This window comes from Streptomyces sp. NBC_00727 (assembly GCF_045161745.1).
Classification (GTDB): Bacteria; Actinomycetota; Actinomycetes; order Streptomycetales; family Streptomycetaceae; genus Streptomyces.
In genome coordinates this window covers 708,076-724,782 of sequence record NZ_CP108981.1, presented here as the reverse complement: position 1 = coordinate 724,782, position 16,707 = coordinate 708,076, and the positions used below count along the sequence as shown (strand labels likewise).

At 71.3% G+C, this 16,707-nt stretch carries 18 protein-coding genes; 6 read left to right on the top strand and 12 right to left on the bottom strand.

Annotation, left to right across the window (positions count from 1 at the left end; translation table 11 throughout):
- Positions 1-4 precede the first annotated feature (4 nt).
- Positions 5-835 (bottom strand): alpha/beta fold hydrolase, encoded by an 831-nt coding sequence (locus tag OG242_RS03125; protein WP_405896677.1) that lies wholly within the window; start codon positions 833-835, stop codon positions 5-7.
- Positions 836-1,248: 413 nt separating this feature from the next.
- Here OG242_RS03125 and OG242_RS03120 point away from each other — a divergent pair, with 413 nt between their 5' ends.
- Entirely contained in the window at positions 1,249-2,016 is a 768-nt protein-coding gene (locus OG242_RS03120; RefSeq protein WP_405896676.1) for a GntR family transcriptional regulator, read from the top strand.
- Between the two features lie 162 nt (positions 2,017-2,178).
- Here the strand turns inward: OG242_RS03120 and OG242_RS03115 are convergent, their stop codons facing one another.
- The 3 genes from OG242_RS03115 to OG242_RS03105 form a co-directional block, all read right to left on the bottom strand.
- The gene (locus OG242_RS03115) at positions 2,179-3,336 is read right to left on the bottom strand and encodes an ROK family transcriptional regulator (RefSeq protein ID WP_405896675.1); all 1,158 of its coding nucleotides are present in this window, start codon (positions 3,334-3,336) and stop codon (positions 2,179-2,181) included.
- Between the two features lie 99 nt (positions 3,337-3,435).
- On the bottom strand, positions 3,436-4,086 hold the full coding sequence (locus OG242_RS03110) for a response regulator (protein ID WP_405896674.1): 651 nt from the start codon (positions 4,084-4,086) through the stop codon (positions 3,436-3,438).
- Positions 4,087-4,090: 4 nt separating this feature from the next.
- Positions 4,091-5,263 carry a sensor histidine kinase gene (locus OG242_RS03105; RefSeq protein ID WP_405896673.1) on the bottom strand — a complete coding sequence of 391 codons (1,173 nt, stop codon included), beginning with the start codon at positions 5,261-5,263 and terminating at the stop codon, positions 4,091-4,093.
- A 107-nt stretch (positions 5,264-5,370) separates the two neighbouring features.
- On the opposite strand from OG242_RS03105, the gene OG242_RS03100 reads away from it, so the two are divergent.
- From OG242_RS03100 to OG242_RS03090, 3 genes are all read left to right on the top strand, one after another.
- Positions 5,371-6,294: an ABC transporter ATP-binding protein gene (locus tag OG242_RS03100; protein WP_405896672.1), complete on the top strand. Its 924-nt coding sequence runs from the start codon at positions 5,371-5,373 to the stop codon at positions 6,292-6,294.
- 2 nt (positions 6,295-6,296) lie between these two features.
- On the top strand, positions 6,297-7,034 hold the full coding sequence (locus OG242_RS03095) for an ABC transporter permease (protein ID WP_405896671.1): 738 nt from the start codon (positions 6,297-6,299) through the stop codon (positions 7,032-7,034).
- Positions 7,035-7,228: 194 nt separating this feature from the next.
- On the top strand, positions 7,229-7,663 hold the full coding sequence (locus OG242_RS03090) for a hypothetical protein (RefSeq protein ID WP_405896670.1): 435 nt from the start codon (positions 7,229-7,231) through the stop codon (positions 7,661-7,663).
- A gap of 13 nt (positions 7,664-7,676) precedes the next feature.
- Here OG242_RS03090 and mug read toward each other — a convergent pair whose 3' ends face one another.
- The 7 genes from mug to OG242_RS03055 all read right to left on the bottom strand — a co-directional run bounded on the left by mug (position 7,677) and on the right by OG242_RS03055 (position 15,034).
- Positions 7,677-8,222 carry a G/U mismatch-specific DNA glycosylase gene (mug, locus tag OG242_RS03085; protein ID WP_405896669.1) on the bottom strand — a complete coding sequence of 182 codons (546 nt, stop codon included), beginning with the start codon at positions 8,220-8,222 and terminating at the stop codon, positions 7,677-7,679.
- 31 nt (positions 8,223-8,253) lie between these two features.
- Complete coding sequence (purB, locus tag OG242_RS03080) at positions 8,254-9,696, bottom strand: adenylosuccinate lyase (RefSeq protein WP_405896668.1); 1,443 nt, start codon at positions 9,694-9,696, stop codon at positions 8,254-8,256.
- An 84-nt stretch (positions 9,697-9,780) separates the two neighbouring features.
- Positions 9,781-10,626, bottom strand: a complete 846-nt coding sequence (locus tag OG242_RS03075; RefSeq protein ID WP_405896667.1) for an SGNH/GDSL hydrolase family protein — start codon at positions 10,624-10,626, stop codon at positions 9,781-9,783.
- 82 nt (positions 10,627-10,708) lie between these two features.
- A complete protein-coding gene (locus OG242_RS03070; RefSeq protein ID WP_405896666.1) occupies positions 10,709-11,728 on the bottom strand; it encodes a hemolysin family protein in 1,020 nt (339 codons plus the stop codon).
- Positions 11,725-13,062: a hemolysin family protein gene (locus tag OG242_RS03065; protein WP_405896665.1), complete on the bottom strand. Its 1,338-nt coding sequence runs from the start codon at positions 13,060-13,062 to the stop codon at positions 11,725-11,727. The genes OG242_RS03070 and OG242_RS03065 overlap by 4 nt, the downstream gene beginning before the upstream one ends.
- A 166-nt stretch (positions 13,063-13,228) precedes the next feature.
- On the bottom strand, positions 13,229-13,666 hold the full coding sequence (locus OG242_RS03060) for a GNAT family N-acetyltransferase (RefSeq protein ID WP_405896664.1): 438 nt from the start codon (positions 13,664-13,666) through the stop codon (positions 13,229-13,231).
- Positions 13,667-13,750: 84 nt separating this feature from the next.
- Positions 13,751-15,034 (bottom strand): cytochrome P450, encoded by a 1,284-nt coding sequence (locus OG242_RS03055; protein WP_405896663.1) that lies wholly within the window; start codon positions 15,032-15,034, stop codon positions 13,751-13,753.
- A 240-nt stretch (positions 15,035-15,274) separates the two neighbouring features.
- Here OG242_RS03055 and OG242_RS03050 point away from each other — a divergent pair, with 240 nt between their 5' ends.
- Positions 15,275-15,502, top strand: a complete 228-nt coding sequence (locus OG242_RS03050) for a hypothetical protein (RefSeq protein ID WP_014157595.1) — start codon at positions 15,275-15,277, stop codon at positions 15,500-15,502.
- The gene (locus OG242_RS03045) at positions 15,499-15,870 is read left to right on the top strand and encodes a fic family toxin-antitoxin system, toxin component (RefSeq protein ID WP_405896662.1); all 372 of its coding nucleotides are present in this window, start codon (positions 15,499-15,501) and stop codon (positions 15,868-15,870) included. The genes OG242_RS03050 and OG242_RS03045 overlap by 4 nt, the downstream gene beginning before the upstream one ends.
- A 145-nt stretch (positions 15,871-16,015) precedes the next feature.
- On the opposite strand, the gene bioD is transcribed toward OG242_RS03045, so the two are convergent.
- Complete coding sequence (gene bioD / locus OG242_RS03040) at positions 16,016-16,705, bottom strand: dethiobiotin synthase (protein WP_405896661.1); 690 nt, start codon at positions 16,703-16,705, stop codon at positions 16,016-16,018.
- Positions 16,706-16,707: the final 2 nt, after the last annotated feature.

Below are 16,707 nucleotides of genomic sequence, written 5' to 3'. Positions count from 1 at the left end.
CGGTTCAGCGGCTGGTGTCGAGGATGACCCGGGCCACCAGAGCGGGGTCGTCGTTCATCGGGACGTGACCGCAGCCGGGCAGCCGGACCAGCCGGGCACCGGGCAGGGTCTGCTTCGCCCGGAGGCCCTGGCGGCGCAGCAGCAGCCGGTCGCGGCCGCCCCAGGCGATGGTCACCGGTAGCTCCGGTATGTCGTCGGTGAACAGCACGTTCCGGCCGACGGCCAGGGTCTGGTGGAAGCCGGTCGCCCCGCGCAGGGCCAGGGTCTCGGAGGCGGCCGCCGCGGGGGAGCGGCGGCCGGGCCGGGCGTAAATGGTGCTGGTCAGCGCCGTCCGCCCGGCCGCTGAACGGGACAGCCGCTCTATCACGGGCAACGGCATCGACTCCGCGGCCAGCCGCATCGCGCGCAGCGTCCCGAACGCGTAGACCCGCTCGCGCTCGGTCCAGAAGCCGGCGGGCGAAAGCGCGGTCACCGACCGGACCGCCTTGGTGCGCCCCAGCTCCAGGGCGAGGAGCCCACCGAGCGAATTGCCCGCGACGTGCGGGCGGTCCACCCCGATCGCCTCGCAGAACCCGGTGAGCACCGGCGCCACGGTCGCCAGGTCGTACGGGACACCGTCCGGCAGCGCCGGGGAGGCGCCGAAACCGGGCAGGTCGACGGCGACGACCTCGCGCTCCACGGCGAGGATCGGGATCACCGGGTCCCAGGCCTGCCGGTGGTGGCCGATGCCGTGGAGCAGCAGCAAGGGCTCCCCGGAACCGCTGCGTTCGTACGCCACGGACACGGTCCGGGGCCCTCGGGGTGTGTCGACGCTGAACGAGACCGTGCTGGCCATGGCGGTGCTCCCGGTCGTTGCGACACGGGAGGCCGTGCCGACAAGCGGCTAGACATTGCGTCAACAACAACTACCGCCAAGTAGCTTCCAGTTCAAGAGGCCCGTTCGCCTTCGTCATCCGGCGACCCTGCGCCTGGTTTCTTTCGGCCGGTATGGCCGATTATGACCCGTGGTGGGATAATCGTTCCGCAGCCCCACGTGTCTGCCCCTGCGTGGGGCTTTGTGCTGCCTTCGGTGCACCGGTCCGCGAACGTCCTGTGAACGCTGTGCGGCGGACCATCCATTCGCAGGGGCCCCGGCGCAGGATTGGTCTTGACCAAGGGGGTGTGCCGTCCTATGGTCTCAACGTTAAGACAGGAACCTTTAATAAATAACGTCGCGGAAAAAGCCGCTGGGCGATTGCGGAGGACAGGGTGGGGACCACGCAGCTGGAAACGGTGCAGGAGCCGAAGTACTGGCACCTCAAGACCGTGCTCAGTGAGGCACTCGACTCGGACTTTGCGGTGGGGGAGATCCTTCCCAACGAGCGTGAGCTCGCCGCCCGGTTCGGAGTCGCCCGGGCCACGCTCCGGCAGGCCCTGGAACAACTCGAACTCGAAGGCCGGCTGCACCGCCGCCGCGGCGTCGGGACCACGGTCGCCCCGCCGCGCGTGGGCGTGGCGGTCTCCACCGCCCGCAACGACTGGAACGAGGGCGGGGCCGGCGAGGCCTGGCAGGCGGTGGACTGCGAGAGCGCTTCCGCCCCGGCCGCCGTCGCCGCGACGCTCAACGTCGGCGTCGAGGAGCCCCTGCACATCGTGCGCCGCATCCGGACGAGCCACGGCCAGGTGGTCGCCGCCGAGCTGCTCTACGTGCCGTCGTCCTCGGTGCCCGACCTGTCCGGCATAGACGCCCCCTCCGGCGCGGCCCGCGCCCGCAACGTCGTGCGCGAGCTGCACCGGCTCGGCCTCGACGGCCAGGACCGCTCCGTCGAGCTGGGCTCCGCCCGCGCCGACGACGCCAAGGAGCTGGACCGGCTCCCCGGCGCCCCCGTCCTCGTCGTCACCACCCGCTACCTCGCCGCGGGCGGCACGGCGGCGGTCTCGATCGCCACGTACCGGGCCGACACCTGCCGGCTCACCTTCGGCGACTCGGGGGACCTGGAGATCAGCCACCCCGCCCAGGAGCGCCAGGCGTCCTGACCCGGACAGTCACCGGGCGCGAACCCGTCCGGTCGGGACGCGGCACCCAGCGGTCCGTTGCACTCAGCGGCGGGCCACCACCGAGCGGCTGGCCATCACCGAGCGGCGGGCCCGAACGGGAGCCCGTACGACCCCGGACCCGTACCCCACGGCCCGTCGCACTCAGCGGCGGGCCGTCACCGTTCCCTCGACGGCGAACAGCTGCTCCTCCACGTGGTCGAGCGCGAGCCGCAGCGCACCGGTCGCCACCGCGGCCTCGCCGAGCAGCGACAAGGCCACCCGTGGTGGCCGCAGGCAGTAGCGGGCCAGCTCACCCCGGAGCGGGTCCAGCACCCCGTCCAGGCCGGCGGCCCAGCCCCCGACCACCACCAGCTCGGGGTCCAGCGCCAGCACCAGCGCCGCCACGTCATGGACCAGCCGCTGGATGAACCGTTCCACCGCGGCCTGCGCCTGCTCGTCCCCGTGCCGGGCCTTCGCGAAGACCGCCGCGACCGCGTGCTCGTCGAGCGGGTCCAGCGGGATGTCCGTCGTCGACAGCAGGTGCTCCGGCGTCACGTCCCGCCCGAGCAGGTGCAGTGCGCCGATCTCCCCGGCAGCGCCGCCGAACCCCCGGTGCAGCCGCCCGCCGATCAGGGAACCGGCTCCCGGACTCAGCCCCGCCAGCACGAACACGATGTCGTCGGACTCGGTGGCCGCGCCCTTCCAGTGCTCGGCCACCGCGGCCGCGTTGGCGTCGTTCTCCACGAGGACGGGACAGCGGAACGAACGCCGCAGCCGCTCACCCAGCGGCAGTCCCGTCCAGCCCGGCAGCGCGGTGCCCAGCCGGACCGTGCCGTCGGCCTCCACGATGCCCGGACTGCCCACCCCCACCGCCCGCAGGCTGCTGCGGGCCACGCCGGTGCGGCGCAGGACGTCCGCGACCACGGCCCGCACCCGGTCGAGCCGGTCGTCCGCACCGGCGGTCTCCGACACCTCCCGCGAGCCGGCACCGATGATGCGGCCGTCCAGCCCCGAAAGCAGCGCGGAGACACGGTGCGGGCCGATCTCGATGCCCAGCAGGTGCCCGGCCTCGGCCCGGAAGCGGAAGCGCCGGGCCGGACGGCCCTGACGCCGGGCTTCGGGCCCGTCCGGAGCGCACTCGACGACCAGCCCCGCCTCGAAGAGTCCTTCCACGACGCCCTCGACCGTCGGGCGGGACAGGCCCGTGATGCGGGTCAGGTCCGTGAGAGTCGAGGAGGACGCGCCCCGGAGGGCATGCAATACCACCGCGGAATTGATCCGTCGCAGCAACGACGGGTCCCCACCGGTCAGCCGGCCCACGGTGTGTCCTCCCAGCTCGTGCGCATGTCAGGCGGATGGTACTCGCTGCTCAGGGGGAGGGCGACCGTGGGTTGCGGTGCTGTTCGCAAGGGCCCCTGATCAAGCCGGAGCGACGAACCCGGACTCGTAGGCGGCGATCACCGCCTGGGTGCGGTCACGCGCGCCCAACTTCGAGAGCACCGCGCTGACATGAGTTTTCACCGTCTCCACCCCCACCACGAGCTTGTCGGCGATCTCCGCATTGGTCAGGCCTCGGGCCATCAACCGGAGCACAGTCGCCTCACGCTCGGTGAGCGCGGCCCGCTTCAGCGCCTCGCGCGCCTTGCTCGTGCCGTATTCGGCGGCGAGCTGCCGGACCGCCGCCGGGAACAGCAGGGACTCGCCCTCCGCCACCAGCCGGACCGCATGAACGATCTCGGCCGGCCGGGCCCGCTTGAGCAGGAAGCCGTCCGCCCCCGCGCGCAGCGCCTCGTACACATACTCGTCGTTCTCGAATGTCGTCACCACCAGGATCTTCGGAGGTTCGGGCACGGTACGCAGCACCACCCGGGTGGCCTCTATGCCGTCCATGAGCGGCATGCGGACATCCATCGCCACCACATCGGGGCGCAACTGCCGTACCAGGGGGATGACCGCTGCGCCGTCCCCCGCCTCACCCACCACCTCGATATCGGGCTGGGCCTCCAGGACCGCCCGCAGTCCCGCGCGGACCAGGGGCTCGTCGTCGACCAGAAGAACGGTTACCGCCATCGCGTCAGCCTATTCCGTGCAGCGGGAGGCTCGCGTGTACCGTCCACTCCCCGTCCAGGGGCCCCGTCCTGGCCCTTCCGCCCAGGAGAGCCGCTCGCTCCCGGATGCCGCGCAGGCCGCTCCCGCTGCCCGGTGCTCCGGGGGACCCCATGAGTGGATTGCTGACCTCCAACTCCAGCCGGCCGTGCGCGACGCGGATACGGACGCGGACCGGGACCGCTCCCGAGTGACGCAGGACGTTGGTGAGGGACTCCTGAAGGATGCGGTAGCCCTCCCGGGACACCGGCCCCGGCACCAGCTCCAGCGGCCCGGTCACCTCGGCGTCGACCTCGGCACCGGACCCCCGGGCGGAATCGAGCAGCCGGTCGGCCTCGGTCAGTGACGGCCGCTTCCCGGGAGGTGCGTCCGTCTCGCGCAGTACCCGCAGCACCCTTTCCAGATCCTCCAGGGCGTCCCGACCCGTCTCCTCGATCACCGCCAGGGCCCTGCCGGTGAAGTCAGGGTCCTGTGCCGCCCTCGCCGCACCCGCCTGCACCACGGCCACGGTCAGCGCGTGCCCGATCGAGTCGTGCAGTTCGCGGGCGATCCGATTGCGTTCGAGGAGCTGCTCGGTGCGCTCCTCCAGTGCGGTCAGCCGCTGCACCGGTGTCGGACCGAGCAGCCACCGGGCTGCCGCGGTGATGATCTCGCCGCAGCTCACCACCACGGCGAACAGCATCACGACGGGGATGGGCGCCAGCGCTGCGGCCCACCAGTGCGTCCCTAGCCCGGTGGCGAACCCCTGCTCGGTCGGCGCCGAACCGAAGGAGGCCCGGACAAGGTCGACAGCGGTCGTCGACAGCGTCACCGTGGCCAGTCCGGCCAGGCCCGCACCGAGCAGTCGTATCTCCAGCCAGAGAGCGGTCCTCCAGCGCTCCGACCACGAAGTCGACGGCGCCACGGAGATGGAGGCGTCCGGAGCACCGCGCTCCGCGGGAGTGAGCAGCAACTGCGCCTGGATGCCCTCCGCGAGGCGCATTCCCGGTATCAGGCCGACCATCGCCGCGAGAACCATGGGCACCCAAGGCGTGTCCATCGAGATGAACAGCCACACGCTCACGACCGCAGCGGGCATGAGCAGGTGCAGCCAGCGGGTGTACATGACCGAGCGGGTCAACGGGCGAAGGAAGTGGCGCATGCCGCCATCGTGCCAGCGTGCGGGGCAGGCCGACTCCCCCGAGCGAGGGAGGTGATCCACTCGCGCGGGGGAGGAGAGGAGCCGGCCCGGGCGGCGAGGCTGAGGACATGACCAGCATCGAAGTCCACGAGCTCACCAAGGACTACGGCGGCACCCGTGCCGTGGACCGTGTCACCTTCCGAGTACGGCCCGGCCGCGTGACCGGCTTCCTCGGCCCCAACGGCGCCGGGAAGTCCACCACCATGCGGCTGCTGCTCGGCCTGGACCGTCCCACGAGCGGCACCGCGACGATCGGCGGGCAGCCGTACGCGGCACTGCCCGAACCGCTGCGGTACGTCGGGGCCTTGCTCGATCCGCAGTCCGCACACGGGGCGCGGACAGCACGCAACCATCTGCTGGCCCTCGCAGTCAGCAACGGCCTCGGCGCGATCCGGGTCGAAGCGGTGCTGGAGGAGACAGGTCTCGGGCACGTCGGCGGGCGAAGGATCAGAACGTTCTCCCTCGGCATGCGCCAGCGCCTCGGTATAGCGGCCGCGCTCCTCGGGGACCCGGCGGTCGTCATGCTGGACGAGCCGTCGAACGGGCTGGATCCCGAAGGCATCGTCTGGATCCGCGAACTGATGCGGAGACTTGCCCGCGAAGGCCGCACGGTGCTGGTCTCCAGCCATCTGATGAACGAGACATCCTCATTCGCCGACCATCTGATCGTTCTCGGGAAGGGGCGGCTCCTCGCAGACCTTCCGATGCGTACTTTCCTGGAGTCCCGCAGCCGGCCCCGAGTGAGAGTGCGCACGACCGACCCCACCCGCCTCGGCGAGCTCCTGGCCCGCAAGAGATACCAAGCCGCGCCGGGCGAGGACGGCCGATGGACGGTCGAGGACGTCAAAGCAGAGGAGATAGGCGCGATGGCAGCGAAGGAGGGCATCCCGATCGTGGAGCTGATGGACGAGCACACCACCCTGGAGCAGGCATACCTCGACCTCACCGCCGACGCGACGGAGTTCGCGTCCGCCGGACGACAGGAGGTCTGACCATGTCGGCCACCGCTGTTCTGCACTCGGAATGGATCAAGATCAGGTCAGTGCGGTCCGTGTCCGCATCGCTGGCCGCCATCCTTCTCGTGACTATGGCAATCACCGTGCTCACCGCCGCCACCGTCGGTCGGGCGGAGGCGGACGATGCCGACGCCGAGCTGCTCTTCGGGGCCTTCTACGCTCTGAACTTCGGCCAGATCGCCGCCATAAGCTTCGGTGCGACGGCGGTATCGACCGAGTACGCCAACGGCGCGCTGCGCATGTCGCTCGCCGCGGTCCCGAACCGCTCCCGCTTCTTCGTGGCCAAGGCGTCGCTGATCGGTGCCGCAGGGCTGGGAGTAGGGCTCGTCACCAGCTTTGGTTCGTTTCTCGTGGGCCAGTTGTTCATGGGGGAGGACGCGATAGGGCCGGGCGAACCGGGCGCGCTGCGTGCGGCGTTCGGTGGCGGGGTCTACCTGGCGCTGATGGCCTTGTTCGCAGCCGGTCTGACGTTCCTGTCGCGAAGTGCGGTCGCTGTCCTCAGCGTGCTCATACCGTTCATCCTCATCGTCTCGTTCGTGGTCGGAGATATCGCCGGCAGCGTCGCGGACTACCTGCCGGACCGGGCCGGGCAGTTGGTCCTGCACCAGCACCCCGAGGGCAGCCTCGGCCCCTGGGCGGGGCTGGCCATTACCGCGGCCTGGGCCGCAGCGTCCCTGCTCGCCGGCTGGTGGGCGCTGAAGCGCCGGGACGTCTAGGGCCTGATCCGAACGAAGGTCCCTGGGCCCTGATCCAAACGACGGTCTCTGGGCCCTGATCCAAACGAAGGCCCTGGGCCCTGAAGCAAACGAAAGGCCCTAGCCAGCCCTGTTCGTGGGTATGAGAGGGCCGAAACCGTCTCAAAGTGCGGAGCTCGGCTCCGATTGTCAGTGGGGGGAGGTTTACTGACGGCATGACCACCGCACATCACCTCCGACTCATCGACGGGATGCGCACCCGAGAGTTTCCCGCGGAACGTGTCCGGTCGGGTTCGGGAGTCAGCGGTCCCGGTTACCACACGGTGTACCTGCACCTGGACGACGTCTGGGAGGACGACGAGGCAGGCCGGCTGGAGAGGCGCGCCCAGTGTGTCGCGGACCACGAGGCGCTGGTCACGCTGCTCGGCAGCCGGTGGGGCGAGCCGGAGCTGGTCAGTCTGTTCAGTGCCCGGGAGCGGATGGTGTCCGGGGAGGAGATACCCGCGCCATGGGCGGACACCGCCGCGGGGTGCGAATATCTGCAGCTCTGGCACATCGAGGAACGGTGGATAGCGCTGGTCCTCTGCCTGGAGGACGGCGGCTCCGGCTGCGAGCTGAGCGTCGTGGTGACGGAGATAGACCCGCCCTGACCGGGGCTGGGTGCTACGGGCTGCCGGACTCCACGGCGGCGCGCAGCCGGGCGTACTCCTCGGCCATGGTCTGAGTGGTCCAGTGCGCGTTGAGGCCGCTGGGGTTGGGCAGGGCCCACACGCGGGCTCCGCCGACCGTCCGCTCCTGGGGGCCGATCGCGGCCCTGCGGTCGTCGAATGCCGTGCGGTAGGCGGTGATGCCCACGACGGCCAGCCACTGCGGGCGCAGCCGCTCGACCTTGGCGGTGAGGATCCGTCCCCCGGCCCGGAATTCCTCGGCGGACAGCTCGTCGGCCCGGGCGGTGGCCCTGGCGACGACGTTGGTGATGCCGAGGCCGTGGTCGAGCAGCTCGGCCTGTTCGGCGGGGAGGAGTCGGCGAGGGGTGAAGCCCGACAGGTGGAGCACGGGCCAGAATCGGTTGCCGGGAAAGGCGAAGTGGTGGCCCGTGGCGCCCGTCGTCAGGCTCGGGTTGATCCCGCAGAACAGGACGCGCAGGCCGCCCGCGGCCACGTCGGGAACAACGCGGTCACGGGCGGCCTGGAGCTCTTCGGGCGTCATCTGCGGGATGCGGAGGCGGTGGCCGTCGCCGTCAGAGGATGGAGCCCGGGGTGTACCCGGCGGCCTCGGGGTGCTGCTTGGTGATCTCCTCGATCCGCGCGACGAGCGCGGTGACCTGGTCGCCCGCGGCGCCGGTGAAGGAGAGCTTGTCGGCCATCAGCTCGTCCAGCTGGGCGCGGTCCAGCGGGATGCGCTCGTCGGCCGCGAGCTTGTCCAGCAGCTCGTTGCGCTCCGTGCCCTGCTCGCGCATCGCCAGGGCGGAGGCGACGGCGTTCTCCTTGATGGCCTCGTGGGCGACCTCGCGGCCGACGCCCGCGCGCACCGCGCCCATCAGGACCTTGGTCGTCGCGAGGAACGGCAGGTAGCGGTCCAGCTCGCGGGCCACGACGGCGGGGAAGGCGCCGAACTCGTCGAGCACGGTCAGGAACGTCTCGACCAGCCCGTCGAACGCGAAGAACGCGTCCGGCAGGGCCACCCGGCGGACCACCGAGCACGAGACGTCGCCCTCGTTCCACTGGTCGCCGGCGAGCTCACCGGTCATCGACGCGTAGCCGCGCAGGATGACCATGAGGCCGTTGACGCGCTCGCAGGAGCGGGTGTTCATCTTGTGCGGCATCGCGGACGAGCCGACCTGGCCCGGCTTGAAGCCCTCGGTCACCAGTTCGTGGCCGGCCATCAGCCGGATGGTCTTCGCCACCGAGGAGGGCGCCGCGGCCAGCTGGACCAGCGCGGTCACCACGTCGTAGTCCAGCGACCGGGGGTAGACCTGACCGACCGAGGTGAAGGCGTGCGCGAAGCCCAGGTGGCCCGCGATGCGCTCCTCGAGTTCGGCCAGCTTCCCGGCGTCGCCGCCCAGCAGGTCCAGCATGTCCTGCGCCGTGCCGACGGGGCCCTTGATGCCGCGCAGCGGGTAGCGGCCCAGCAGGTCCTCCAGCCGGCCGTACGCCACCAGCAGCTCGTCCGCCGCGGTCGCGAAGCGCTTGCCGAGCGTGGTGGCCTGCGCGGCGACGTTGTGCGAGCGCCCGGCGACGACCAGCTCGCGGTACTCGGCGGAGAGCTTGCCGAGGCGGGCCAGGACGGCCACGGTGCGGTCACGCATCAGCTCCAGGGAGAGCCGGATCTGCAGCTGCTCGACGTTCTCGGTGAGGTCGCGGGAAGTCATGCCCTTGTGGACGTGCTCATGGCCGGCGAGGGCGTTGAACTCCTCGATCCGGGCCTTCACGTCGTGCCGGGTGACCTTCTCGCGCTCGGCGATCGAGGCCAGGTCGACCTGGTCGAGGACGCGCTCGTAATCGGCGAGAGCGGCGTCGGGCACCTCGATCCCGAGGTCCTTCTGGGCGCGCAGCACCGCCAGCCACAGCCGGCGTTCCAGCTTCACCTTCTGCTCGGGGGACCAGAGGACGGCCAGCTCCGTGGAGGCGTAGCGGCCGGCCAGGACATTGGGGATGCGAGGCTTCGCAGACACAGCAGTCACGTGTCCTGATTCTACTGGCGGTTTCTGCAGCTCAGCGCCGAGGTCCGGTTTGTGGGTTGCTACGAACAGCGCGGAACCCGCGCCTCAGCGCTCGCCGCTCTCCAACCGTCGCCACGCGGCCACCGGTGCCGCCGTGCCGTCGCCCTCAGGGGTGACCCAGAACGCCTGCCCCAGCTCGGCGTTGAACTGTGCCCCCGCCCGTCCGTCGCCCGAGGAGCGCCCCGTGAGCCGCCGACCGATCCAGGGCAGCAGGTGCTGCCGGGCGAAGCGCACGTCCTCCGCCCGCCGGGCGGCCCAGCGCAGCGGGGCGGAGGCGGGCAGCGGGGCCTGCCAGTCGCTCTCCGGAGGCAGCCCCAGGGCCTGCCAGACCGCTTCGGCGACCCGGCGGTGCCCCTCGGCGGTCAGGTGCAGCCGGTCGACGTCCCACATGCGCTGGTCGCCCAGTGCCGGAGCGCCGTACAGGTCGACGACCACCGCGTCGTGGCGCGCCGCCAGCTCGTCGACCAGGGTGAACAGCTCCTCCATGCGAGGACGGAACCGCTCCATCACCGGGCCGTTGCGGCCGGGGCTGCGCATCAGCACCAGCTTTTTGCACGACGGCGCCAGGCGCTCCACCGCCTCCTCAAGGCGTCCGCGCACCATGCCCATGTCGCACTTGGGGCGCAGGGTGTCGTTGAGGCCGCCGACCAGCGTCACCACGTCCGCCCGCATGGCCGCCGCCACGTCCACCTGCTCATCCACGATCTGGCTGATGAGCTTGCCGCGTACCGCGAGATTGGCGTACCGGAAGCCGGGCGTGCGGGCGGCGAGCCGGGAGGCGAGGACATCGGCCCAGCCCCGGTACGAACCGTCGGGCAGCAGGTCCGACATGCCCTCGGTGAACGAGTCGCCGACCGCGACGAGACTGGTGTATGAGGCATTGATTTCCATGGCGATGCGATCGTATCGCGGTGCGGTACGGCACCGGCGGGCGATCGGTGGCTCCGGGACGAGGCCCGGAGCCACCACGGGTTCAGCGGCTCTGGGGGCGCCCCACCAGCTCCCGGAGCACGTCCTCCATCGTCACCATGCCCGCCAGCCGGCCGTCCTCGTCGAGCACCGCCGCCAGGTGCGTACGGCTGCGCCGCAGCGCGGTCAGCGCGTCGTCGAGCGGCGTCGCCGTCCGGACCCGAGCGATGGGCCGCATCGAGGACACCGGGAACGGCATGTCACGCGGGGTGACGTCGAGGGCGTCCTTGACATGGAGGTACCCGAGGATGCGCTGCTCGGCGTCCATCACCGGGAAGCGCGAGAAGCCCGTCTCGTAGGACAGCCGCTCCAGCTCCTCGGGCGTCGCCCCGACCCGGATGTACATCACCCGGTCCACCGGCAGCACCACGTCCCGCACCGGCCGCCGCCCCAGCTCAAGGGCGTGGTGCAGCCGCTCGGCCGCCCGGTCGTCGACCAGCCCGGCATCGCCGGCGTCCTTCACCAGACGGGCCAGCTCGTCGTCCGAGAACGTCGCCGCCACCTCGTCCTTCGTCTCCACCCGCAACAGCTTCAGCAACCCGTTGGCGAAGGCGTTGATCGCGAAGATCACCGGGCGCAGCGCCCGGGCCAGCGTCACCAGCGGCGGGCCGAGCAGCAGCGCCGACCGCACCGGCTCGGCCAGTGCGATGTTCTTCGGGACCATCTCCCCCAGCAGCATGTGCAGATAGGTCGCCACCGACAGCGCGATCACGAACGAGATCGGGTGGACCAGGCCGTGCGGCACGCCGACCGTGTCGAAGACGGGTTCCAGCAGATGCGCGATCGCGGGCTCGGCGACGATACCGAGGACCAGGGTGCACAGCGTGATGCCCAGCTGCGCCGCCGCGAGCAGTGCCGAGACGTGCTCGAGCCCCCAGATGACGCTGCGCGCCCGCCGGTTGCCCTCCTCGGCCTGGGGTTCGATCTGGCTGCGGCGCACCGAGATCAGGGCGAACTCGGCGCCGACGAAGAAGGCGTTCACGACCAGCGTCAGCAGACCGATGAAGAGCTGTACGGCGGTCATCGCTCGTCCTCCGACGGCAGGTGGGAACCGGTGAGCGGGGCATGCAGCAGGGCCCGGGCGGCGCGGCGCCCGGAGGCGTCCACCACGTCGAGCCGCCAGCCGGCCAGCTCGATCGAGTCGCCCACGGCCGGGATGCGGCCCACCTCCGTGGCGATGAGGCCCGCGAGGGTCTCGTAGGGGCCGTCCGGCACGCGCAGCCCGATCGCCTCCAGCTGGTCCGTGCGGGCGGCGCCGTCAGCGGACCACAGGACGCGTCCGTCGGCGTCCTCACCGGCCGGCGCGAGATCCGGCGTCTCGTGCGGGTCGTGCTCGTCGCGCACCTCGCCGACGACCTCCTCGACGATGTCCTCCAGCGTGACGACGCCCGCCGTACCGCCGTACTCGTCGATCACCACCGCCATGGCGAGCTTCCCGGACAGCCGGTCGAGCAGCCGGTCCACGGTCAGTGTCTCGGGGACGAGGACCGGTTCGCGCAGCATCTCGGACACCCGCTTGCGGGGCCGCTGCTCGGCGGGGATCGCCAGGACGTCCTTGATGTGGGCGACGCCCACGACGGTGTCGAGGCTGCCCCGGTAGACGGGGAAGCGGGAGAGGCCGGTGGCCCGGGTCGCGTTGGCGACGTCCTCGGCGGTCGCGCCGATCTCCAGCGCGGTGACCTGGACGCGCGGGGTCATCACGTTCTCCGCGGTGAGCTCCGGCAGGTTGAGCGTACGGACGAAGAGCTCGGCGGTGTCCGCCTCCAGCGCGCCCGCCTTCGCGGAGTGCCTGGCCAGCGCCACCAGCTCCTGGGGGCTGCGCGCGGAGGCCAGCTCCTCGGCGGGTTCGAGCCCGAAGCGGCGCACGATCCGGTTGGCCGTGTTGTTGAGGTGGCTGATGAAGGGCCGGAAGAGGGCCGTGAAGACGCGCTGCGGGGTGGCGACGGTCTTCGCCACCGCGAGGGGTGAGGAGATGGCCCAGTTCTTCGGGACCAGCTCGCCGACCACCATCAGGAACACCGTCGACAGGGCCGTACCGATGACGAGCGCAACGGACGACGCGACACCGGCGGACAGGCCGACGGCCTCAACCGGGCCCCGGATGAGCTTCGCGATGGACGGCTCGGAGAGCATGCCGACGACCAGATTGGTGACGGTGATGCCGAGCTGCGCACCGGAGAGCTGGAAGGTGAGGCTGCGGACCGCCTTCATCGCGCTCGCGGCCCCGCGCTCGCCCTGCTCGACGGCCTTCTCCAGCTGGCCGCGTTCGACCGTTGTCAAGGAGAACTCCGCCGCGACGAAGGCGCCGCAGGCAAGGGAGAGCAGTACCGCAACGAACAGCAGAAGCACTTCGGTCATCGGTTCACCTCCGTCCCATGATCGGGCAGGGACTGGCGGACCGCGCGATCTCGGCGGCTTCGGCTACTGGGAGGCTCGCCCATGGGCGGACGCTCACACCTCTCGTCGGAAGGGGCAGGACTGAATCCTCATAGTAAAGGATCGGCAAAGTGGCGCGCTTGTCCGATCACTTCCCTGTGCCCGTCGGGAGCGGCTTCACCCACCTCCGCCAGTGGTTCTCGCGCTGGTAGCCGGCCGCCTGCCAGGTGTGGTGTGCACGCTCGTTCTCCTCCAGGACCATGGCGTCCACCCGCCGTCCGCCCAGCTCGGCGAAGCGGTGCTCCGCCGCCTCCAGCAGCGCGGTCGCGATGCCCTTCCGGCGGTGTTCCGGATGCACGGCCAGCCGGTAGGCGGAGCACCGCCAGCCGTCGAAACCGGCGATGACAGTCCCCACGAGCGCCCCCCGCAACGCCGCGAGCAGCAGCGCCCCCGGGTCTCGGTCGATGAGCCGGGTCACCCCGTCGTGGTCGTCGCTGATGCTCGTGCCCTCCGCCGCCGATCGCCAGAACCGCAGCACGGCGTCGATGTCGGAAGGGGTGGCGCGGCGTATGTCCAGATCACTCATGCGGTGAGCCAATCAGATGATCGTTTCCCTGTGCGAGCGGATTCCCGCTTGCTGCGGGGACGGCTCAGCGCCGTACGGGACGGCTCAGCGCAGTCGTACGGGCAGCGCGTCGACGCCGTACACGATCGACAGCTTGCGGAAGGCCAGATCCTGCGTCGGAACGGCGAGCCGCATCTCGGGAAACCGCCTGACCAGGGCCGGGAAGGCGGAGCGCAGTTCCATCCGGGCCAGCTCCGCGCCTATGCAGCGGTGGATGCCGTGCCCGAAGGCGAGATGCCCGGCCGGCGTGACCCGGTCCACGTCGAACCGCCCGTCGTCCGTGACGTACGCCGCGTCCCGGTTGGCGCCGCTCAGCGAGCAGAGCACCATGTCGCCGCGCGGGATGAGCACCCCGGCGATCTCGATGTCGTCGCGGGCGAACCGGGGGAAGGCGATCTGCACGGCGGAGAGATAGCGCAGCACCTCCTCCACGAACGGCGCCGTCACAGCGTCGTCCGTACGCAGCCGCTCCGCCACCTCCGGGTTCCGCAGCAGTACCAGGGCGCCGAGCGCGATCGTGCTGGCGGTCGTCTCGAAACCGCCGGTGAGCACCCCGTCCGCCAGTCCCGCGAGTTCCTCGTCGTCGACGCTGTCCCCGTGCTCCCGCACGATCATGCCGAGCAGGCCGTCGCCGGGGTCGCGCCGCTGGGCCCGGACGACGCCCCGGAAGTAGTCGAGCGACGCCGACATGGCGCCGAACGGCGCGGTCGTCCCGGCGAACAGGTCGAAGCGGTCCATGGCCAGCTTCTGGAAGTCGTCGCGGTCCGCGTAGGGCACCCCGAGCAGTTCGCAGATCGTCAGGGAGGGCACGGGCAGCGCGAAGGCGTGCACCAGATCGACCGGCCCCTGCGCGGCGGCCATCGCGTCCAGGCGCTCCGTGACGATGGCGTCGATCCTGGGCGTCAGTCGGCGCAGCCGGCGCATCGTGAATTCCGGGGTCAGGATGCGCCGCAGCCGCGTGTGCACCGGCGGATCGCTGAAGCCCAGTCCGCCGGGGCTGTGTTCGGCGACTATGCCCGCGTTGCCCGCGAGGTGGGCGAAGTCGGTGCTGAAGCCCTCGGTGGAACCGAGTACGGCCTTCGACTCCTCGTAGCCGGTGACCACCCAGGCGTCCATGCCGAAGGGCAGGGCCACCCTGGTCACCGGAGCGCTCGCCCGGATGTCGGCGAGCCGCCGCACCGGATCGAGCCCCTCCCTGCGCAGCGGCATCAGCAGCTGTTCCGGGAGCAGTTTCATCGTGGAGGACCCGAGCCCGTGCTTCTGGATCCGCGCCAGGTAGCTTCGTCCGAGCCGGGCGGTGATGCGGGAACGGAACGTCGTCGTACTCAATGTCACTCCATGAGGCGTCGCGAGATCTGGTCGGTTGGCGCGCGTGGGCGCCAGGACGTGGCCGACTGCGGTGACTTCGGCTACCTGAGCAGGAATTATGACCGCGTGTTCGACCGCTGGGAGGACGGGGTGCGGAATATGTCCGCGATACGCGGCCGCGGCGGGCGCGCGGCGCCGCCGGGGCACCCGCTCGCGCCCCTCCTCTTGCCGGTGCTAGCGGCTGCGCGCTAGCGTGATGGGGTGCCCAAGACACAGCTGAACGTTCGAGTGGACGAAGCCACCGCGGAGGCCGCGAGACAGCGCGCGCTCCAGAGGGGGATGAGCGTGAACCGCTACATAGAGGAGCTCGTCAAGCAGGACGCGGGCGAAGTGGGACACACCTTCGTCGAGGCCGCGGCAGACTTCATGAAGCAGTACGAATCGGTGTTCGCCGAGGAGTTCGGCCCGGAGCGCGAAGGCACCCGTTGAACCTCCGGATCCAACTCTCCTGGCTTCTCATGGTCGCGGAGCACAAGACGCCCGGCGACCCGCAGGTGACCGACTGGGGCGCCCTGGTCGCGGCCGTCGCGCGCCACGAGGCGGAGATCTTCGGCAGCCCTGTTTACAGCGATCCGCACTCCAGGGCCGCGGCCCTGCTGCAACTGCTCCTGCACGTCCCGGCGCTTGAGCGGTCCAACGCCATGTTCGCCTCCGCCGTCGCCTACGGCTATCTCGTCGCGTCCGGCACCAAGGTCATCACGTCGCCCGAGCAGGTGCGGGATCTGGCCCTGCTGGTGAAGCAGGGCGAGGCGGACGTCCGCGCCATCGCCGACGAACTGCGCCAGTGGAGCCTGTGACAGGGGCGCGGGGCCTACCGTCGTGCCGCCACCGCGGACCGGCGCCCACGCCCAGCACGCAGGACGAGGTGGGCAGCCGGATTCCGCTCTCGGGCAGGTCGACCCGCCGGCACCGTACGGGACGTGGAGCGGTCGCTCCTGCCGCTCAGCCCAGCGCCCGGTGCCCGCCCAGCGGCTCCGCCAGCCAGCCCGCCGCCCGCGCGCGGAAGTCCGCCGGTGCGAGTGACCCCGCGCCCTCGGGGACGACGCCGAGCAGCGGGGCCCCCGCGGCCACCGGCAGGTCCGCCACATTGCAGCGTGCCGCCAGGTCCGGCGCGGACGGCATGCTGCCGATGACGACGCCCAGGCAGTCCAGCCCCCGGGCCCGCAGCGCCTCCGCCGTCAGGGCCGTGGAGTTCAGCGTGCCCAGACCGGCCGGGGCGACGACCAGGACCGGCGCCGCCAGCAGCCGGGCCGCGTCCGCCAGGGTCGCGCCCTCGTCGTCGAACCGTACGAGCAGCCCGCCCGCGCCCTCGACCAGGACCAGGTCGTGGTCGGCGGCCAGCTTCTCGGCGGCCTCGGCGACCTCGTACGGCCGTACCGGGCGCATGCCCGCCCGGCGGGCCGCCGTCGCGGGTGCCAACGGCTCCGGGAACCGCGCCAGTTCGACCGCCGTCACATGCTTGCCCGCCAGCCGCGCCACCTCGGCCGCGTCACCCGGCTCGCCGGGCTCCAGACCGGTCTGGGCCGGCTTGAGCACCGCGACGCGGCGGTCCGCGGCGGCCGCGGCCACGGCCGCCGTGACGATCGTCTTGCCGATCTCCGTACCGGTACCCGTCACCACAAGGACGTTCATGT

Coding starts and splice junctions, on each gene's coding strand:
- OG242_RS03110 (WP_405896674.1), bottom strand. CDS start 4,086: ATGGCGGTAACCGTTCTTCTGGTCGACGACGAGCCCCTGGTCCGCGCG.
- OG242_RS03075 (WP_405896667.1), bottom strand. CDS start 10,626: ATGGAAATCAATGCCTCATACACCAGTCTCGTCGCGGTCGGCGACTCG.
- OG242_RS03095 (WP_405896671.1), top strand. CDS start 6,297: ATGTCGGCCACCGCTGTTCTGCACTCGGAATGGATCAAGATCAGGTCA.
- OG242_RS03060 (WP_405896664.1), bottom strand. CDS start 13,666: ATGAGTGATCTGGACATACGCCGCGCCACCCCTTCCGACATCGACGCC.
- OG242_RS03125 (WP_405896677.1), bottom strand. CDS start 835: ATGGCCAGCACGGTCTCGTTCAGCGTCGACACACCCCGAGGGCCCCGG.
- OG242_RS03090 (WP_405896670.1), top strand. CDS start 7,229: ATGACCACCGCACATCACCTCCGACTCATCGACGGGATGCGCACCCGA.
- OG242_RS03065 (WP_405896665.1), bottom strand. CDS start 13,062: ATGACCGAAGTGCTTCTGCTGTTCGTTGCGGTACTGCTCTCCCTTGCC.
- OG242_RS03105 (WP_405896673.1), bottom strand. CDS start 5,263: ATGCGCCACTTCCTTCGCCCGTTGACCCGCTCGGTCATGTACACCCGC.
- bioD (WP_405896661.1), bottom strand. CDS start 16,705: ATGAACGTCCTTGTGGTGACGGGTACCGGTACGGAGATCGGCAAGACG.
- mug (WP_405896669.1), bottom strand. CDS start 8,222: ATGACGCCCGAAGAGCTCCAGGCCGCCCGTGACCGCGTTGTTCCCGAC.
- OG242_RS03070 (WP_405896666.1), bottom strand. CDS start 11,728: ATGACCGCCGTACAGCTCTTCATCGGTCTGCTGACGCTGGTCGTGAAC.
- OG242_RS03100 (WP_405896672.1), top strand. CDS start 5,371: ATGACCAGCATCGAAGTCCACGAGCTCACCAAGGACTACGGCGGCACC.